At 49.5% G+C, this 14,729-nt stretch carries 15 protein-coding genes; 7 read left to right on the top strand and 8 right to left on the bottom strand.

The genetic code is table 11. The annotated features are described in order from the left end of the window. Positions 1-241 precede the first annotated feature (241 nt). From EKM94_RS11775 to EKM94_RS11765, 3 genes are all read left to right on the top strand, one after another. Positions 242-2,038 (top strand): glycerophosphodiester phosphodiesterase, encoded by a 1,797-nt coding sequence (locus EKM94_RS11775; RefSeq protein WP_125602240.1) that lies wholly within the window; start codon positions 242-244, stop codon positions 2,036-2,038. A gap of 163 nt (positions 2,039-2,201) precedes the next feature. Further along, positions 2,202-2,840, top strand: coding sequence for an ABC transporter ATP-binding protein (locus EKM94_RS11770; RefSeq protein ID WP_125602237.1), 639 nt, complete (start codon positions 2,202-2,204; stop codon positions 2,838-2,840). After that, entirely contained in the window at positions 2,837-3,604 is a 768-nt protein-coding gene (locus tag EKM94_RS11765) for an ABC transporter permease (protein WP_125602234.1), read from the top strand. Before EKM94_RS11770 ends, EKM94_RS11765 begins: the two co-directional genes overlap by 4 nt. Positions 3,605-3,695: 91 nt before the next feature. Here EKM94_RS11765 and EKM94_RS11760 read toward each other — a convergent pair whose 3' ends face one another. Together EKM94_RS11760 and EKM94_RS11755 are read right to left on the bottom strand one after the other, a co-directional pair. Next, a complete protein-coding gene (locus EKM94_RS11760; protein ID WP_164511233.1) occupies positions 3,696-4,292 on the bottom strand; it encodes a TetR/AcrR family transcriptional regulator in 597 nt (198 codons plus the stop codon). A gap of 68 nt (positions 4,293-4,360) precedes the next feature. Then, a complete protein-coding gene (locus EKM94_RS11755) occupies positions 4,361-4,762 on the bottom strand; it encodes a hypothetical protein (protein WP_125602227.1) in 402 nt (133 codons plus the stop codon). Between the two features lie 229 nt (positions 4,763-4,991). On the opposite strand from EKM94_RS11755, the gene EKM94_RS12680 reads away from it, so the two are divergent. Beyond that, positions 4,992-5,240, top strand: a complete 249-nt coding sequence (locus EKM94_RS12680) for a hypothetical protein (RefSeq protein ID WP_225422231.1) — start codon at positions 4,992-4,994, stop codon at positions 5,238-5,240. Positions 5,241-5,279: 39 nt separating this feature from the next. Here EKM94_RS12680 and EKM94_RS11745 read toward each other — a convergent pair whose 3' ends face one another. Beyond that, the gene (locus EKM94_RS11745; protein WP_125602221.1) at positions 5,280-6,050 is read right to left on the bottom strand and encodes a hypothetical protein; all 771 of its coding nucleotides are present in this window, start codon (positions 6,048-6,050) and stop codon (positions 5,280-5,282) included. A 198-nt stretch (positions 6,051-6,248) separates the two neighbouring features. Continuing rightward, positions 6,249-9,680 carry an FtsX-like permease family protein gene (locus EKM94_RS11740; RefSeq protein ID WP_125602218.1) on the bottom strand — a complete coding sequence of 1,144 codons (3,432 nt, stop codon included), beginning with the start codon at positions 9,678-9,680 and terminating at the stop codon, positions 6,249-6,251. Between the two features lie 858 nt (positions 9,681-10,538). Between EKM94_RS11740 and EKM94_RS11735 the strand changes: the two genes are divergently transcribed. From EKM94_RS11735 to EKM94_RS11725, 3 genes are all read left to right on the top strand, one after another. Further along, on the top strand, positions 10,539-10,997 hold the full coding sequence (locus EKM94_RS11735; RefSeq protein WP_125602216.1) for a helix-turn-helix domain-containing protein: 459 nt from the start codon (positions 10,539-10,541) through the stop codon (positions 10,995-10,997). Positions 10,998-11,227: 230 nt separating this feature from the next. Beyond that, entirely contained in the window at positions 11,228-11,623 is a 396-nt protein-coding gene (locus EKM94_RS11730) for a helix-turn-helix transcriptional regulator (RefSeq protein ID WP_125602214.1), read from the top strand. A gap of 13 nt (positions 11,624-11,636) precedes the next feature. Then, complete coding sequence (locus EKM94_RS11725; protein ID WP_125602212.1) at positions 11,637-11,957, top strand: hypothetical protein; 321 nt, start codon at positions 11,637-11,639, stop codon at positions 11,955-11,957. A gap of 288 nt (positions 11,958-12,245) precedes the next feature. On the opposite strand, the gene EKM94_RS11720 is transcribed toward EKM94_RS11725, so the two are convergent. The 4 genes from EKM94_RS11720 to EKM94_RS11710 all read right to left on the bottom strand — a co-directional run bounded on the left by EKM94_RS11720 (position 12,246) and on the right by EKM94_RS11710 (position 14,416). Further along, positions 12,246-12,671, bottom strand: a complete 426-nt coding sequence (locus EKM94_RS11720) for an NAD(P)H-dependent oxidoreductase (protein WP_225422230.1) — start codon at positions 12,669-12,671, stop codon at positions 12,246-12,248. A 63-nt stretch (positions 12,672-12,734) separates the two neighbouring features. Further along, positions 12,735-13,196: a Crp/Fnr family transcriptional regulator gene (locus EKM94_RS11715; protein WP_225422229.1), complete on the bottom strand. Its 462-nt coding sequence runs from the start codon at positions 13,194-13,196 to the stop codon at positions 12,735-12,737. A gap of 6 nt (positions 13,197-13,202) precedes the next feature. Beyond that, positions 13,203-13,430 (bottom strand): hypothetical protein, encoded by a 228-nt coding sequence (locus tag EKM94_RS12675; RefSeq protein ID WP_225422228.1) that lies wholly within the window; start codon positions 13,428-13,430, stop codon positions 13,203-13,205. A gap of 134 nt (positions 13,431-13,564) precedes the next feature. Beyond that, positions 13,565-14,416, bottom strand: a complete 852-nt coding sequence (locus EKM94_RS11710; protein WP_125602210.1) for an aldo/keto reductase — start codon at positions 14,414-14,416, stop codon at positions 13,565-13,567. Between the last annotated feature and the right edge of the window lie 313 nt (positions 14,417-14,729).

Here is a 14,729-nt window from a genome sequence, read left to right as displayed (position 1 = left end):
GCGAGAGTGGCAACACGGAATCACACATTGAATCAGTAACGTGAGAAAAAATAGTCAGTATGTACTAACAGCCAGATTGGTGCCATCAGTATTCAGATAATTCTAGCAAATATCTTTATTACTAAAACCCACGTTAACTTGACGCCATCCGGCTTAGCAGGTCACCGCGCACTTCAAGACTAATCGTGCTAAAATAAGGATTAGCTTCTCGCAAGCAAAGTTTATTTGGGGGTCCCGGTAGATGAGCAAGACAAAGAAACACAGGCGCTTATTTCCTAGTATTCGCTTTTGGTCAGCCAGTAATCATTTGTTTTGGCGTTATTGGCCGCAAATTCTGATTTTCTCCGTTTTACTTAACTTTTTCGTCAGCCTATTGGTCATGTCAATGCGCCAGCTGACCGGCTGGCTCTTGATCAAATTTAACGTGGCTTATTTATCATACACGAATCTTGTTAGCGTCGCGTTTCAACATCCCTGGTTGCTGGTGACTCTGTTGCTACTCTTGGTGGTGATCCTGGCGCTAGTTTATTGGCAATTCACGATTTTCATTCTTTTCGTCAACGACCTGAGCCAAGACCAACGCCCGCATTTTCGCCGACTACTCCGCCGCGCTGGCCACAAATTCAAATTGTTGAATTTTAAAACATTTCTCTTTCTAACCTTGTTCTTCATCTTAATGTTGCCAGTGCTGAGCAGTTTCTTCTCGACGCCTTTGCTGGGTAAAGTCGTGATTCCTGATTTCATTATGGCCTTCATCGATGTGCATCTGTGGTATCCCTGGATCATCGCCGCGCTCTACTTGGTCAGTCTTTATTTAGGATTACGCTATCTGTACGTCTTGCCCCTAATGGTGCTATACGATGAGCCGATCACCCAGGCGCGTAAACATAGCTGGGACCTGACCCGAAAAAATAATTGGCGCAACTTCCGCAAAGGCGCGGTCAGTTTGCTTTTTGCCAGCGCCTTGTTTGGCCTGCTCAACAGCCTCTTATTTTGGCTTCAATCGGCGTTCGACCTAACCAATTTCGCCTTCGTGGGCGCCAATTTGACCATGTTGTTGACGGCACTAGTGACCTTATTGTTTGGGAGTTACACTACGATGATTTTATTATTGTTGATGCAACCTGCGTTACCGCGACCACTGCCGGCAACCGAGCAACCACACCATCCCCACTTTTGGCGCTACTTGACCGGCGTGGTTTGTGGCGCCTACCTATTGACCCTGGGACTTTTCAACTATGGCTACTTGAAAGACCTGACCAGCACTCAACCGTTAGTAATCTCGCATCGTGGCGTTGATGGTGGCAATGGCGTCCAAAATACAATTCCGGCCTTGGTCAAAACCGCCCAAAAGAAACCAGACTTTGTGGAAATGGATGTTCAGGAAACCAAAGATGGCCAGTACATCTGCTTTCATGATCCAACTTTGCGAGCTTTAGCTGGCCGACGCGAACGACCTCAGGACCTTACCTTAGCGCAATTACAGCGAATCACTGTCAAGGAAAACGGCCATAGCGCGAAAATCCCTAGTTTCGATGACTACCTAGCTCAAGCGATGCGACTGGATCAGAAGTTATTGATCGAGTACAAGGCCTCACCGAAGGACAGTCCCGATGCTGTCAAGAATTTCATCAACCGATATCGCAACCGGATCAAAGAAAATCAGGGACAAGTTCAGTCGCTGGATTATCAGACGGTCGCCACCGTCAAAGCCGAATCGGCGGGAACCTTCACCGCCTATATCATGCCTTATAATTTCGCTTTCCCTAACACAGACATGAACGCTTACGCAATGGAAGTGACAACCTTGAACAGCACTTTCGTTGATCAGGCCCACGCGCGTAAGCAATTGGTCTATAGCTGGGATGTTAATGACGTCAGCACCTTGAATCGGATGATGTATTTCAACGTGGATGGAATCATCACTGATCGGCTGACGGATATGCGCCAGCACCTCCATGATAACCAACAACGCCCTCAATACGCCTCATTGATGAGTAATTACCGCGACATTGCCAACCTGTTGTGGAATGACTAGTAAACTCACTTCAGCTGGGCCGCTCTCCACGCGCTCCGACCAATTGGACGGGACGCGAGCGATCATAATAAATCAACGGAGTGAAGCACACAAGCCATATTATAGTCATTATAATCTGGCTTGTGCTATAGTAGGGGTATCTTGAACAGAAGAGGTAAGAATAATGGGTATCATTGAATTGCAGAATGTTAGTTACGCGGATGGCGACCAAACGATCATCCACCACGTTGATCTCAGTGTGAGCGCCGGTGATTCATTGACCATCAGTGGTCCCTCCGGCTGTGGGAAGAGTACTCTATTGAAACTAATTGCTTCCCTGATTTCGCCAACCAGCGGGACGATCAGCTTTAATGGCAAAAATCAAACGGCTTATGATTATCCCACTTATCGTCAGCAGGTCTCCTACTGTTTCCAGCAACCAACTCTATTTGACAACAGTGTGCGGGACAATCTCAAGTTGCCTTTTCAAATTCGGTCAGTTCCCTTTGATGAAGCCAGAATCGGCGCCTTGCTGGAATTAGTAGACTTACCCTTGACTTTCCTCGATAAGAAGGTGATTGACTTATCCGGTGGGGAGAAGCAACGGATCGCCCTGATCCGTAATCTGGTTTTTCCTCCGCAAGTACTGCTATTGGATGAGGTCACCGTTGGTTTGGATACTCGCAGCAAAACCATCGTCCAAGCGCTGATCAAGAACGTCCAGGAACAAACGACCACCGTGATTCAAGTCACCCATGATGAAACCGAAATTGCGGCGGCGACCCACTTAATCGAAATGCGTCAGGGGGCATTGCAGAAATGAATCAACTATTAGTGAACAACGTTACATTGGTTTTCGCCTTTGCTTTGGTTCTAGTGGCCATGCTGATCAGTTATCGCGAGAAATTAGGCTTAAATAAAGACATTTTGCTGAGTATTCTGCGGGCGATCATTCAGCTGACCCTGATCGGTTATGTGCTCAAGTATATTTTCAAGATCAATAACGTCTTTCTAACGATCCTGATGTGTCTCTTCATCATCTTCAACGCCGCCTGGAATGCTTACAAACGCAATCCCAACACGAACCGGAACTACTGGGAAACCTTCGCGGCCCTGTTTGTCAGCACCACGGTGACACTGGGGATCATCATGTTGACCGGCTCACTGAAGTTTATTCCTTCGCAGGTGATCCCGATCACCGGGATGATTGCCAGTAATTCAATGGTTGCCGTGGGACTATGCTATCGAAATCTTCAAAGTCAATTTCGCGATCAGCGCCAGCAGATTTTGGAGAAACTAGCCCTGGGCGCCCCGATCAAACTGGCCGCGATCACGATTTTACGTGAAAGCATCAAAACAGCGATGCAGCCGACGATCGACTCGGCCAAAACAATGGGATTAGTCAGTTTGCCCGGGATGATGTCCGGTTTGATTTTCGCAGGGGTCGACCCAGTCAGCGCGATCCGCTACCAAATCCTAGTCACCTTCATGTTGCTGTCAACGACCAGCTTGGGGGCAATCATTGCCGGCTACTTGGCCTACCGACGCTACTTCAATAAACGGCAACAACTGCTCACTCAAGAATAGCGCCACCAAAAAACGCATTCACCAAACAGACTGGTGAATGCGTTTTTGCTTGCGACCACAGTGAAGCGCGGCACCGAAGCAAGACCTGATTTTAACCCAAGTTGCCCACTAACCATTTACGCTTGTACCGAAAATCAGTCAATAATTGGTCACTGTCCCAATGATTGACCACCATCGCCGTTAGTGAGTCAATAATGATTTCTAAAATGAAATAAAGGAAACTGATCATTTCGTTATCATCACGAATATTGAATTGATTCTTGCGGATCACCTCAATGACCCGATCGACGAAAGCCGTGGTATTGCCCGGACTGATCTCGCGCACCGCCAATTCGGAATTGGAACGGGTCAATAAGTTGATCCGACGCCAATAGCGGGTGTTAGGTTTCAGCTGACCACACTTGGCCAAATAATGTTCGATGCCCACGAAGAAATCCTCTTGATTGTCATCAATACACCGCAGAATATCGTGGCGGATGATTTTAGCGTTTTGGGCTAAAGTATAGTGATAAGCGTCGTTTAAATCCTCAAAGTACTTATAAAAAGCGCCCCGAGACATTTCCATCCGTTCAACGATTTCAGTGACCTTGACTTGGCTAACCGGCCGATTGTAGAAAATTTCCAACAAGAGCTGTTCAATCTCTTTCTGCCGTGTTGGGGGTAAATTCAAAAACGTATCTTTCGGCAAAATCTGACCTCCTTGAGGGTGACAAAATGTTACTCCAGAACTGATTATACCAATCTAGTCAATGTTTGTCACGCTATGCGACGGCGGCACGCGCTGGTGGTTTGCGGATCTGGTGGGCACTTGATGGATAAAAGTAGGTTGGCCGCAGCTTGCGCTGCGAAATTCGGGGTGAGCTCGCTGTGGGCGCTGTTTTGAGCCAATCCGCAAAGGACGCGGCTTGTCTCAAAATCAGGCCTTGTCCTAAGCGGCAGAGCCGCCAAGGACAATTTCACGGCGATCTCACCCCGAATTTCTCCGCTCCAGCCGCTCAACGTTATAGCAGCCGTTTGAGCACTCACGCCTACTGGCAGGCTATCGTCAATTGATGGGGAACCACGCATTTGACGGCCGTGATTAGTGGTTACCAACTTTGAATTGGTGACACCAGTACAGTCGGTCTGATGAATTGGGGCAGAATCTTGGCGAGTCAACTGAATCGGTCGGCTTCCACCCAGTGATTGTTAAGGAAGCAAGCCGAGATGTTCGGCCTACACAAAATGTCCGGACCTTCAAATCCGAATCCGTTGGCATTGCCATACCACCCTAAAAGAAGGAATTGTTTGACCGCTTGCTTGCAAAAGCACTTTGTCAGATACCCCACTTTGATTGCAGATAGGCTCAATTCTGCCTAGCAACCGGCTGGGACTGCGCGGCTCAGTGGTGAAATTGTCCTTGGCGGCTTTGCCGCTTAGGACAAGGCTCGATTTGAAGACAAGCCGCGCTCTTTGCGGATTGGCTTCAAACGATGCCCACCACGTTCCAGTCCGCATCAGCAGTCCCAGCCGGTTGCGCTTACGCGCAACGCCCACCAGTCCCGCAACCAGACAACGATTCAACAATAGAAATCAACGTGAAAAAACAGGTGACAACCGGAATTTCGCATACGGTTATCACCTGCTTTTTGATTGAATGTCGCATTAGTGGCGCGCATTTAATGACTGCGGAAGCTCACTGAACCACGGTCCAATCGTGGATCGTTTTCCCTTGGGCGTCCTTCAAAACGAGCCAGCTATTGGTGCCTGCAAAGTAGAGAAAGAGTCCGACTTCATTGACGCTTTTCAAGACGATGTCAGTGGTGGTCACGAAGTCTTGAAATTGGTCTTGATGTTCTTGGCGCAGTTGTTGGGCGAAGCGCGCGGAGAAGCCAAGCTCACCATTGCGATTCAAAGGCGCTTCAGCTTTCATGACGGCGCCCTTGGCAATGACCATTTCGTTACGTTTGCGCCAAATCACGGTGGCCTTGGCGCCATCATGATCCACCTTAAAGGTCAGCGCCGCCACGTCTTTGCTCCAGCGATGTCGCGCTTTTCCCCCAGGATGCGGGGTGGGCTGGGCCGCTGCCAGTTGGACGGTGGTGACCACCCTTAGATCTGTCCGTAAACCTAGTTGCTGCAACAAGGTTTGGACCATTTCCAGATACGCCAATAAAGTCGCTGACAAGGGCCGCTCATCGCCAACGCCAGTCAGTTGCCATTGCCAGTATGCCTGCAACTCGGCCACTTCGATTGCGGCACCAGGAAGTAACTGAACGCTAACTTCCCCCGGGGCCAGTGGCGCGACCGCAGGCATGACCGCCTGTAACTGGCCGTGACGGTAGAGTAACACGACCCCCGTCGTTGGTAGCGAACCACTCGCTTGGAAAATAACTTGACCCTGATCAGCATCTAATGTCAAAACCAGGTTTGTCGCTGTCAAAACACCAGTCAGTTCAGATTTCAATCCGACCACCTCTTTTTTTATTGTCAGGCCGCTTTACCATTAAGGCTCAGTGATCCCTCTGTTTAGATTGTGCCCCATCGATTTTGAAAAAGCAAGCGTTTTCCAACAATGACCATCGCGCCTGTTTACCAATATCGCTCACAGCCCCGGCGGTTGAAAGGCCGGATCACTGAGGGCTGGATTCCTCATGGCTCGATCTCAATCCATTGACTTCAGCGCCGCCAACATATCAATGTGTTTCAAGCGATAATTGACAACGTAACCCAGGCCAACGGTAACCAAGCCGACGATCAGCGTAGGGATCCAGAAACTATTCGCCGACAAGACCGGATTGAACATCACATCATCAGGCGGGACGACTTTGATAATATACTCGTGGAGCAATTCGCCTAACCCGAAACCAGTTAAGATCCCCAAAATCGTCAGCAAAATTGTCTCGCGATAGATATACATCGTGACTTCCTGGTCATAGAAACCGAGAACCTTGATCGTCGATAATTCGCGAATACGCTCGGACACATTGATATTAGTCAGGTTATATAGAATCACGATTGCCAATAACCCAGCGATCACGATCAAAACCTTCATGATTTTGTCCAAAGACTGGACAATTACGGCAATTTGCTTGGTCAAAGTCGTATTCTGGACCACACCAGCGACGCCAGCTAATTTCATGAATGCCGCTGCCTGCCGCTTCGTGTTGGCGCTGGTCCGCTGGCGCAAATCAACTAAATTCGCGTTAGCCTGAAAGTCCTGCTGGAAAAGCCGCTGATAAGTTGTGCGGTTCATTAAGACGAAATGCCCTAAATACATTTCGGTGATCCCACCAACTTTCAGCTGCCGCGCCTTGCCAGTGGCATCCTTGAGCGTGATCTGATCCCCACGTTTGACCTGCAGCAGCTTGGCCAAACGCTCGGAAATAATCACACGCCCCGTTTGAAAAGACAGTTTGCGACCAGTGCGGCGTTGCACCAAACTGATATAGTCGGTGAAATTCCGCGTTGACTGCGGCACGATCAACTTGATTGCTTGCGTATCTTGATCCGCGCCCGCAACCTTGGTCATCTCTTCGTAATGAATCGCGGCTGTTTTGGTGACTGCAGGTTGCTGCAGCAGTTTGGTCACCGCCTGATTCTGCTGGCTTGTATTGGTCGCGTTTCTGGCCACGATCAGATCATAATGAATCAGCTCACCGAATTGCCGCTGGCTGATCCCGGAAATTGAATGTTGCACGGAGAAACCGGCAAAGAGCATGGTGACCGCGCCACTCACACCGAAAATCGTCATCAACATTCGTTTCTTATAGCGGAACAAATTTCGCGCGGTCACCTTATGAGTGAAACTCAGTCGGCGCCATAACGGCTTCAACCGCTCAAGAAAGATCTTCGAGCCCGCGGTCGGTGCCGCTGGTAATAACAATGCTGCCGGTTTCTCACGTAATTCACGACTGGCAACCAGCCACGCAGGCAAAACCGCGCTGATCAAAGCCAAGAGCACAGCAACAACGGTCACGCCGAGATGAAAGACCAATTTGATCCGCGGTAAAGTAAAGCCTTTGTGGTAGGCGTTGTTCACAATCAAAGGCAACAAAGTGTGCCCGAGAAAGATGCCCACAGCCGATCCAAGGACACTGGCAACTAAGCCATAGACGGTGAACTTGCGAATGATCTCGCGATTACCATAGCCTAACGCTTTTAACGTGCCCGAATTGGTCCGTTCTTCGTCAACAAACCGCGTCATGGTTGTAAAGGTCACTAAGGCCGCCACGAAATAAAGGAAAATCGGGAAAATATTGGCCAGCGCATCGACGATTTTCGCCACGCTTCCATAAATCTTATAGCCTTCACCGCCAGGGATCTCTCGCCGGGACGCGACAGTGTACGTTGGCGTCGCCAAATTCGCCAAATCACGGCGCGCTTGTTTGATTCGTCGCTCTGTCGTGCTGATTTGTTGTTGGGCGGTCTTTTGACCGGTCGTCAATTTGGCCTGCGCTTGTTCGTTGGCGCGTTGCTGCGTTGTTAAGGTCGTTTGCCCTGCTTGCCAAGCGGCCTGCCCTTGCTGCCAGGTTTGTAGTTCTTGTTGATAAGCACGCCGTCCCGTTTGGTAGTCAGCTTGTTTTTGTTGATAAAGCCGGTGCTGGGTCCGCCATTGACCGGTTTGGGTTTGCCAAGCGGCTCGCCCTTGGGCCAACTTGTTGGCGGCCGCCTGGAGCTGCTGCTCTGCCTGTTGCAAAGCGTGCCGTTGCTGCGTCAGGCTTTGCCCAGCAGCGGCCAGTTTAGTCATGCCTGGTTGATAGGTGGTGGTCATAAACGCCTGTTCTTGCTGAGCTACTTGTTGCCGCGCCGTCTCAACTTGTTGCAATTGGGCCTGCAACTTAGCTTGCGCGGCGGCGCTCAGCCCTGGAGCCGCGAGCTGTTGACTCAGCTCCTGCGCCTGTTGCGCCAATTGTGTCTGCCGCAACGCGTAGCCTTGCTTGGCCGCGGTCAGTTGCTGCTTCTGGGTTGCCACCTGCTGCTGACTCGTTTGCCATTGCTGTAATTTGTGCTGGTAGGTTTGCCGTTGCTGCGTCAATTGCGCGGACTTGGCGGTCAATTCGGCTTGCCCCTTCTGCAACTTAGCTTGCCCAGATTTCAGGGCGGCGCTGGCCGGGCTTAATTGTTGCTGCGCTGTCGCCAGTTGCTGTCGCGCCAGGTCCAATTTAACCCGCGCGGCTGCCAATTGTGCCTTGGTTTGATCTAGCTGAGCCTGGCCAGCTGTCAATTGTTGCCCTGTCTTCGTTAACTGCTGTTGGGCGGTGGTCAATTTTTGCTTGGCCTGCGCGATCTTGGCCTGAGCCGCGGTGATTTGACGCTGATAAGTCGCCTTGATTGTTGCCGCCCGCGCAGCCGGCTGCTGTCGCAACGCCCGGTTAAGTACCTGTTTATGCGCCTGGATCTTCGCCGCGTACTCATCACCATAGGGATCAAGCCCAGCCGTATCGCGGAAACTCAATCTGGCCAACATATAATAATCGGTTTGGAACACGGCTGGCAAAACCACCGCATAACTGTTTAATTCACCAGTTCCAGCCGTGGTCTGCCCCATGTTGACCCCAGACAAGATTTCACTGGAATTGACCCAGCCCACTACCTTGAAGCGATGACGGGACAACGCCGGCTGGCCACTGAGATCCGCTTTCTCGGTGAACGTGATCGTACTACCCAAGGGATATGACCCACTCACCTTGGCCGCGACCGCAATTTCATTTTCCCGGTCAGGTAAACGCCCTTTGACCAGCTCATATTGGGAAAGTGCCGCGCTTTTTGAAAAAACGCGATAACTTTGTTGCGTCCCTTTGACCACTAAATCCTTTAGGTAGCCATATTCGATTTTGCTAGCGCCTTTAGTTTGATTGAGCGCGGCCACATCCGCCTGATCCAGACCAGCAGACCCGATCACGGTAAGATCAGCGCTCTGATAGCGACTAAAATAGTCAGTGCCCGCGGCCCGCATATCTGGCCCGGTCACTTTCAACCCCACCAAGGCGAAGGCTCCCAGCATCATCAATCCCATAATTGAGAAAAAGCGCCCTTTAGAATGGGTGAATGAGCGCAAAATATCCTTCCACAAAACCCGTTTCAAACCGCTCATCTCCTCCTATTTTACATTCTAACTAGGAACATCATGCCAAGCAAATCAGGTCTCGCCAGCAAAGCTCCGGTGACCGATACCGCAAACTTTCGGTTAAAGCCGCTGTCTCATGTCCCCTTACGCCATTGTCAGCACAGTGCGTAACGTCGTTATAACGCTCGACTAATTGATTGCGTTTGACTCATTAATGCTTGGTCAGCCTACTTCTAGCCATGACAACGGCGAGTTATCCGGGACCAAGTGGGGAACCTAAGCAGCTAGCCTGGGTAGCACTGAACTCACTTGAACCCACTCGACCTATTACCAAAGCAACTCATTGTGCACGGTCCTTGGCAACTCACGCCGGTTTGATCCGGCAGCCGTACGCGATCAGCGCACCGATATAACGCTATCCCGAAAATCTGCGCAGCGTCGTTCAGTTAATCAAGTTAATTATAGTTGTTTGCTGGTCTTATTGAAAGCCAGAGCGAGTATCTTGAATCCGCGTGAAGCCAACCAAATCTTGCCTCGAATATCCGCAAGTCGTACCAAGAAAGATATTCAAGCGTTATAACGGCGTTACGAAGACGACGCACCACCTGCAATCAACGGCTGTTCCCGTGTAAGTGGTGGCTACTCTAGTTCCTCATGCGATACTGATTACTCAAGCATCCTTTTCCAAAGTGGACCTGAATGATCATCAAGGAAACCTGAATGGGAGTTTGAATGATTGAGCGCGCTGAATACCCTTCGTTTGACTCGATGCTCATCCAAAGCAGTTGCAGCAAGTCGGCGTTATGTAGCGGCGTTCTCTGCTAGTTTTCTCTTTGCTGATTTGTCCGCTTATGCTATGCTAGGCAGGCAAATGGAGGAATGATCATGACAATCGGGACCCAAATCGCGGCGGCACGCCAAGCAAAACATTGGAATCAAACCAAACTGGCCCAAGAAATGAGCCTTGCACCGGACCTGATCCAGGCCTGGGAAAGTGACCAACAGCTGCCCAACGCTCAACAACTACAAGAACTGAATCAATTATTACTGCTTTCCTTGCCCAGCCCTCAGACGGTGGCTGACCCGCGACCGAAAACTTCACACTTATCGCGTTTCTTACTCAAATTTCTGTTAATTGGCGTGCCGGGGATTTTTCTGATTGCCTTTTTGATCCCCGTGATCATGTTGACAGCTGGTGATCGTTACAAACTTGGTTCTGTCAGCCTCGTTGTCAGCGTTAGTGTGATCATCCTTGGCGCTCTGATTGCACTCTTGCTCCGTTTCCGCAAGCCGATCCACCATTTTCTGATCCGACGCTGCAAAAGACAGAAACCCACCGACTGATGAGTCAGTCAAACCCGGAACCTCGAACTCGAACCGAGCAAACCCCATCAATGAGCGCCGGTTGCCTAATAATCGGATCCTGCGTCCATGCGCGGTGAACAGCGGGTAACGGTGCAACCACTGCTGCCAAAACTCGAGAAATTCCCCCTGGGTTTCCCTGACTGTCAAACAAATTTGCTACTAAAAACGACAAATTCCCACTATCATTTGGATTGAGGAGGCGGGTAAAGATGATTATTGGTGAACAACTCAGACAAGCTCGGATGACGGCCGACATGTCCCAAGAACAATTGGCCGAAATCATGTCAGTCAGCCGGCAAACGATTTCGAACTGGGAGAATTCTCGCAGTTATCCTGACATTGAACGCGTCATGCGGTTGGCCGAGCTCTACCATCTCTCCTTAGATGAACTACTGCGAGGTGATCAACAAATGGTCCGAGCTTGGGTCAGCGCGACTAATGCCGTGCGAACTGGAAAAATACTGGCGCTCCTGCTGCTGCTAAACTTGATTTGGACAATCGGAATCGTCCTTTTTAGCCAGATAGTCTGGTTGACCGTGGTGCTGTTACTGCTACTAGTCGGTTGCATCGCCGGCGCTTTCTATCTAGTGATCAAACTGATCTGAGGTGATCTTAAAAATGAATTGGCTCCTGATGATCCTACTCATAACTCTGATTTTAGCGGCTGGTCTCTTAGCTTATCTAACCAGCCAGTTAGTGGCCTTAGACGCAACTGCCCGTGGCCTAGCAGGTCCCAAACTGCTGGCTTTCCTCGCCGCCGGCAGTCAAAACGGTAGTGGCTTACTCGCCTACTTAGCTCTCCGACGTGGTCATCCCCTCGATCGCCGCAAGGATCGGCCGCAGCTTCGCGAACGGCTAAAAATCGCCAGCATTGGCCTTTTTGCCATCTTACTGGTCACCGCGATCTGCAGTGTTCTAGTATTGATCACGGGCAACTAAAATCGATCCAGATTGAAAAGATTCTGTTAAAAAGGGACGGCGCGCGACTGATTAAGTCAACGCACTCGTCCTTTTTTGACGGGAATTTTTCTGATGAAGGGTGCAGGCGATGATGAAAAGGGAAACCTCAGGATCAGCTAAACAATTTTGTTGCTTTCCTGAGCCAGGCCTCGCGTTGCGCCACTTTGCTGCTCTTGACCAGGTTGAAACTCAGCCATTTCACTTTTCTTAGGCCCGATTTCCTTAAGGTTCCTTTGACCAAGGCTTGCTTGATGGCATTGCCGTAGACTAAACGATACATGAGTTAGGGGTATTCATGGTGGTGATCACGGTCGTCTGTTTCAGTTGCGGCAAGATGGTTTGCATGCCATAACCCGATTTGATATAACGGTAAGTCGATCCTGGTGAAATCACTTTATCGATAAAGCCTTTCATCATCGCCGGCATCAGCTCCCACCAAATCGGGAAAATCAACACCAACTGGTCGGCTGCTTGTAGCCGCTTAACGTAGGCCCGCGCCTGCGGATCGATCATTTTGTGCTGGCGAAACGCTAATAAATCTTGACCTGACATAACTGGATCGAAATGATCCTGATCGAGATCGATCACATCGACCTCATGGCCTGCCGCCTCTGCGCCTGCCTTAGCCGCCACCAGAATAGCGTGGCAAAAACTCCCTTGATAGGGATGATTATAAACAATCACTGTTTTCATAAAAACACTCCTTTGATCGTTGATGTTTTCATCATAGATCCTCGGAGTTGATTTGAAATTATCTTATGTTAATTTTGGCGATTCTTTTGCGATTCGTTTACGGATCCGACTTAACGATACGGGAGTAATGCCTAAGTATGACGCGATATACATGTTGGGGACTCGAGCCAAAATTTGGGGCTCATGCTTGATCAGATCAAGATAACGTTCCTCTGGCGAGTCTTGGATCCGCGTTAGAAAATAATTGGTGTAGGCCATAAAGCGGCGCGAGATAAATTCAGTCATATATCGACTCAATTGCGGCGATTGCTTGATCAGGCGATCGAAATCACTTTTATTCAGACTAAACAATTTCGTCGGCGCCAAGCTTTCAATGAAAAATTGGCTAGGTTGCCCGAGCATAAAACTCTCAAATGACGCCACGATCTGCTGTTCAAAGAAGAACTGCACGGTAATATCCTTCCCGTCAGCATTGTGCCACAACCGCAGCGCGCCCTGATCAATGAAATAAAGCTGGGTCGCCACGTCTCCCTAATCAAGGAGGGTGGTTTTCGCCGGGATCTGCCGAGAATGAAACAGCGGCACCAGCGCGATCCAGTCAAGCGTCAACCCAGGGAAAAACTTAGCGAACGCCACGGTCATGGTCAAAACCCCCTTTCTAAACCTGGAGATGAAGAGCGGAAATCGGCTCACTTTAATTGGCAACGCCCACATCGCCACCGGTCTGCGGTTCAAGTCTTCGTTCCATTTAGGTTCCACTATACAACTTAGCTCCAGTAAGAACAACAAACGCGAGCCGCTACGGATTGCCACTGTTAGGTCGTACTGTCCTTGTCTGTAAATTTATACATCTGGAGCGATGAATCACTGGCGCCAGATCCAGTCGGGCCGACCTAGACATGCCGCACCAGTCCAAGAATTCGTTCAACTGCGGCTGGATCACGATGATCGAAAAATTGACTTTCCTTTTTATCCAGCGTTGCGATCTGCGTCATCTCAGCGGCAGTCAGCTCAAAATCTAGGCTATTGATATTCTCGACCATCCGTTCCTTCCGCGAGGACTTAGAAACGGCCACGATCCCCCGCTGTGTCAGCCAGCGTAAAATAACTTGACCAACTGATTTACCATACTTGGCGCCAATATCAGTAAGCAATTCGTTTTTGAAAATATCATGCTTACCTTCAGCAAACGGTGCCCATGCCTCCGGTTGGACATCATGAGCTTGTAAATACGGAACCTCATCTTTTTGCTGCATCCAAGGATTGATTTCGATTTGATTTAGAGCGGGCTTGATTTGATTATTCAAGGCTAAATCGATCAACCGATCAGCGGTGAAATTGGAAACGCCAATGGCACGGATTTTGCCGGCTTGATACAACTCTTCCATCGCCCGCCACGAGCCATAAACATCGCCATAAGGTTGATGGATCAAATACAGATCCAAATAATCAAGTTGCAACAGCGTCAACGACTTATTGAAGGCCCGCTTGGTCGCTTCGTAACCCATATCGGAAACCCATAACTTGGTCGTAATAAAAAGATCTTCCCGCGCAACGCCGCTGCGTTTGATTGCTCGGCCCACCGCGGCTTCATTGCCATAAGAGGCCGCGGTATCGATCAAGCGATAACCACTCGCAAGCGCGTCAATGACAGCATCTTCCGCCACCTGCTGATCCGTAATTTGAAAAACACCATAACCTAAGACCGGCATTTTGACACCGTTGTTCAATTCAACTGTTTCCATCTTTGTACGCTCCATTTCATTCTTTGATATTCTACGCTTAATGGCGATTTGCCATTTGGCTTAACTTCAAGTTCAGTTTAAACCTTGATCTGAACTTCATAGCAAGTCTTTTTTTGATTCTCCAGAAAATAATTCGATAGTAGGCGCAACAAACGGACTTGCCCAATAAAACTGACTAACATTAGTGGTGAATCATAATTCGACGGAATTATGATTCACCACTTTTCTTTGTTTTGAAGTAAAGTGGTTATGAAGTTGACATGCCGTAGTGCTTTTTGACGCATTATCTGATGACGCCGTAAATAAAAATGAC

Origin of the sequence: Lapidilactobacillus achengensis, assembly GCF_003946655.1 — a bacterium.
GTDB classification, from domain to species: domain Bacteria; phylum Bacillota; class Bacilli; order Lactobacillales; family Lactobacillaceae; genus Lapidilactobacillus; species Lapidilactobacillus achengensis.
Note: the sequence above shows the minus strand (reverse complement) of the source record. Positions and strands in the feature narration are given on the sequence as shown.

Excerpts from the sequence above, each read along its gene's own strand:
- EKM94_RS11775 (WP_125602240.1), top strand. The coding sequence starts at position 242 with ATGAGCAAGACAAAGAAACACAGGCGCTTATTTCCTAGTATTCGCTTT.
- EKM94_RS11770 (WP_125602237.1), top strand. The coding sequence starts at position 2,202 with ATGGGTATCATTGAATTGCAGAATGTTAGTTACGCGGATGGCGACCAA.
- EKM94_RS11765 (WP_125602234.1), top strand. The coding sequence starts at position 2,837 with ATGAATCAACTATTAGTGAACAACGTTACATTGGTTTTCGCCTTTGCT.
- EKM94_RS11740 (WP_125602218.1), bottom strand. The coding sequence starts at position 9,680 with ATGAGCGGTTTGAAACGGGTTTTGTGGAAGGATATTTTGCGCTCATTC.
- EKM94_RS11735 (WP_125602216.1), top strand. The coding sequence starts at position 10,539 with ATGACAATCGGGACCCAAATCGCGGCGGCACGCCAAGCAAAACATTGG.
- EKM94_RS11730 (WP_125602214.1), top strand. The coding sequence starts at position 11,228 with ATGATTATTGGTGAACAACTCAGACAAGCTCGGATGACGGCCGACATG.
- EKM94_RS11725 (WP_125602212.1), top strand. The coding sequence starts at position 11,637 with ATGAATTGGCTCCTGATGATCCTACTCATAACTCTGATTTTAGCGGCT.
- EKM94_RS11720 (WP_225422230.1), bottom strand. The coding sequence starts at position 12,671 with ATGAAAACAGTGATTGTTTATAATCATCCCTATCAAGGGAGTTTTTGC.
- EKM94_RS11710 (WP_125602210.1), bottom strand. The coding sequence starts at position 14,416 with ATGGAAACAGTTGAATTGAACAACGGTGTCAAAATGCCGGTCTTAGGT.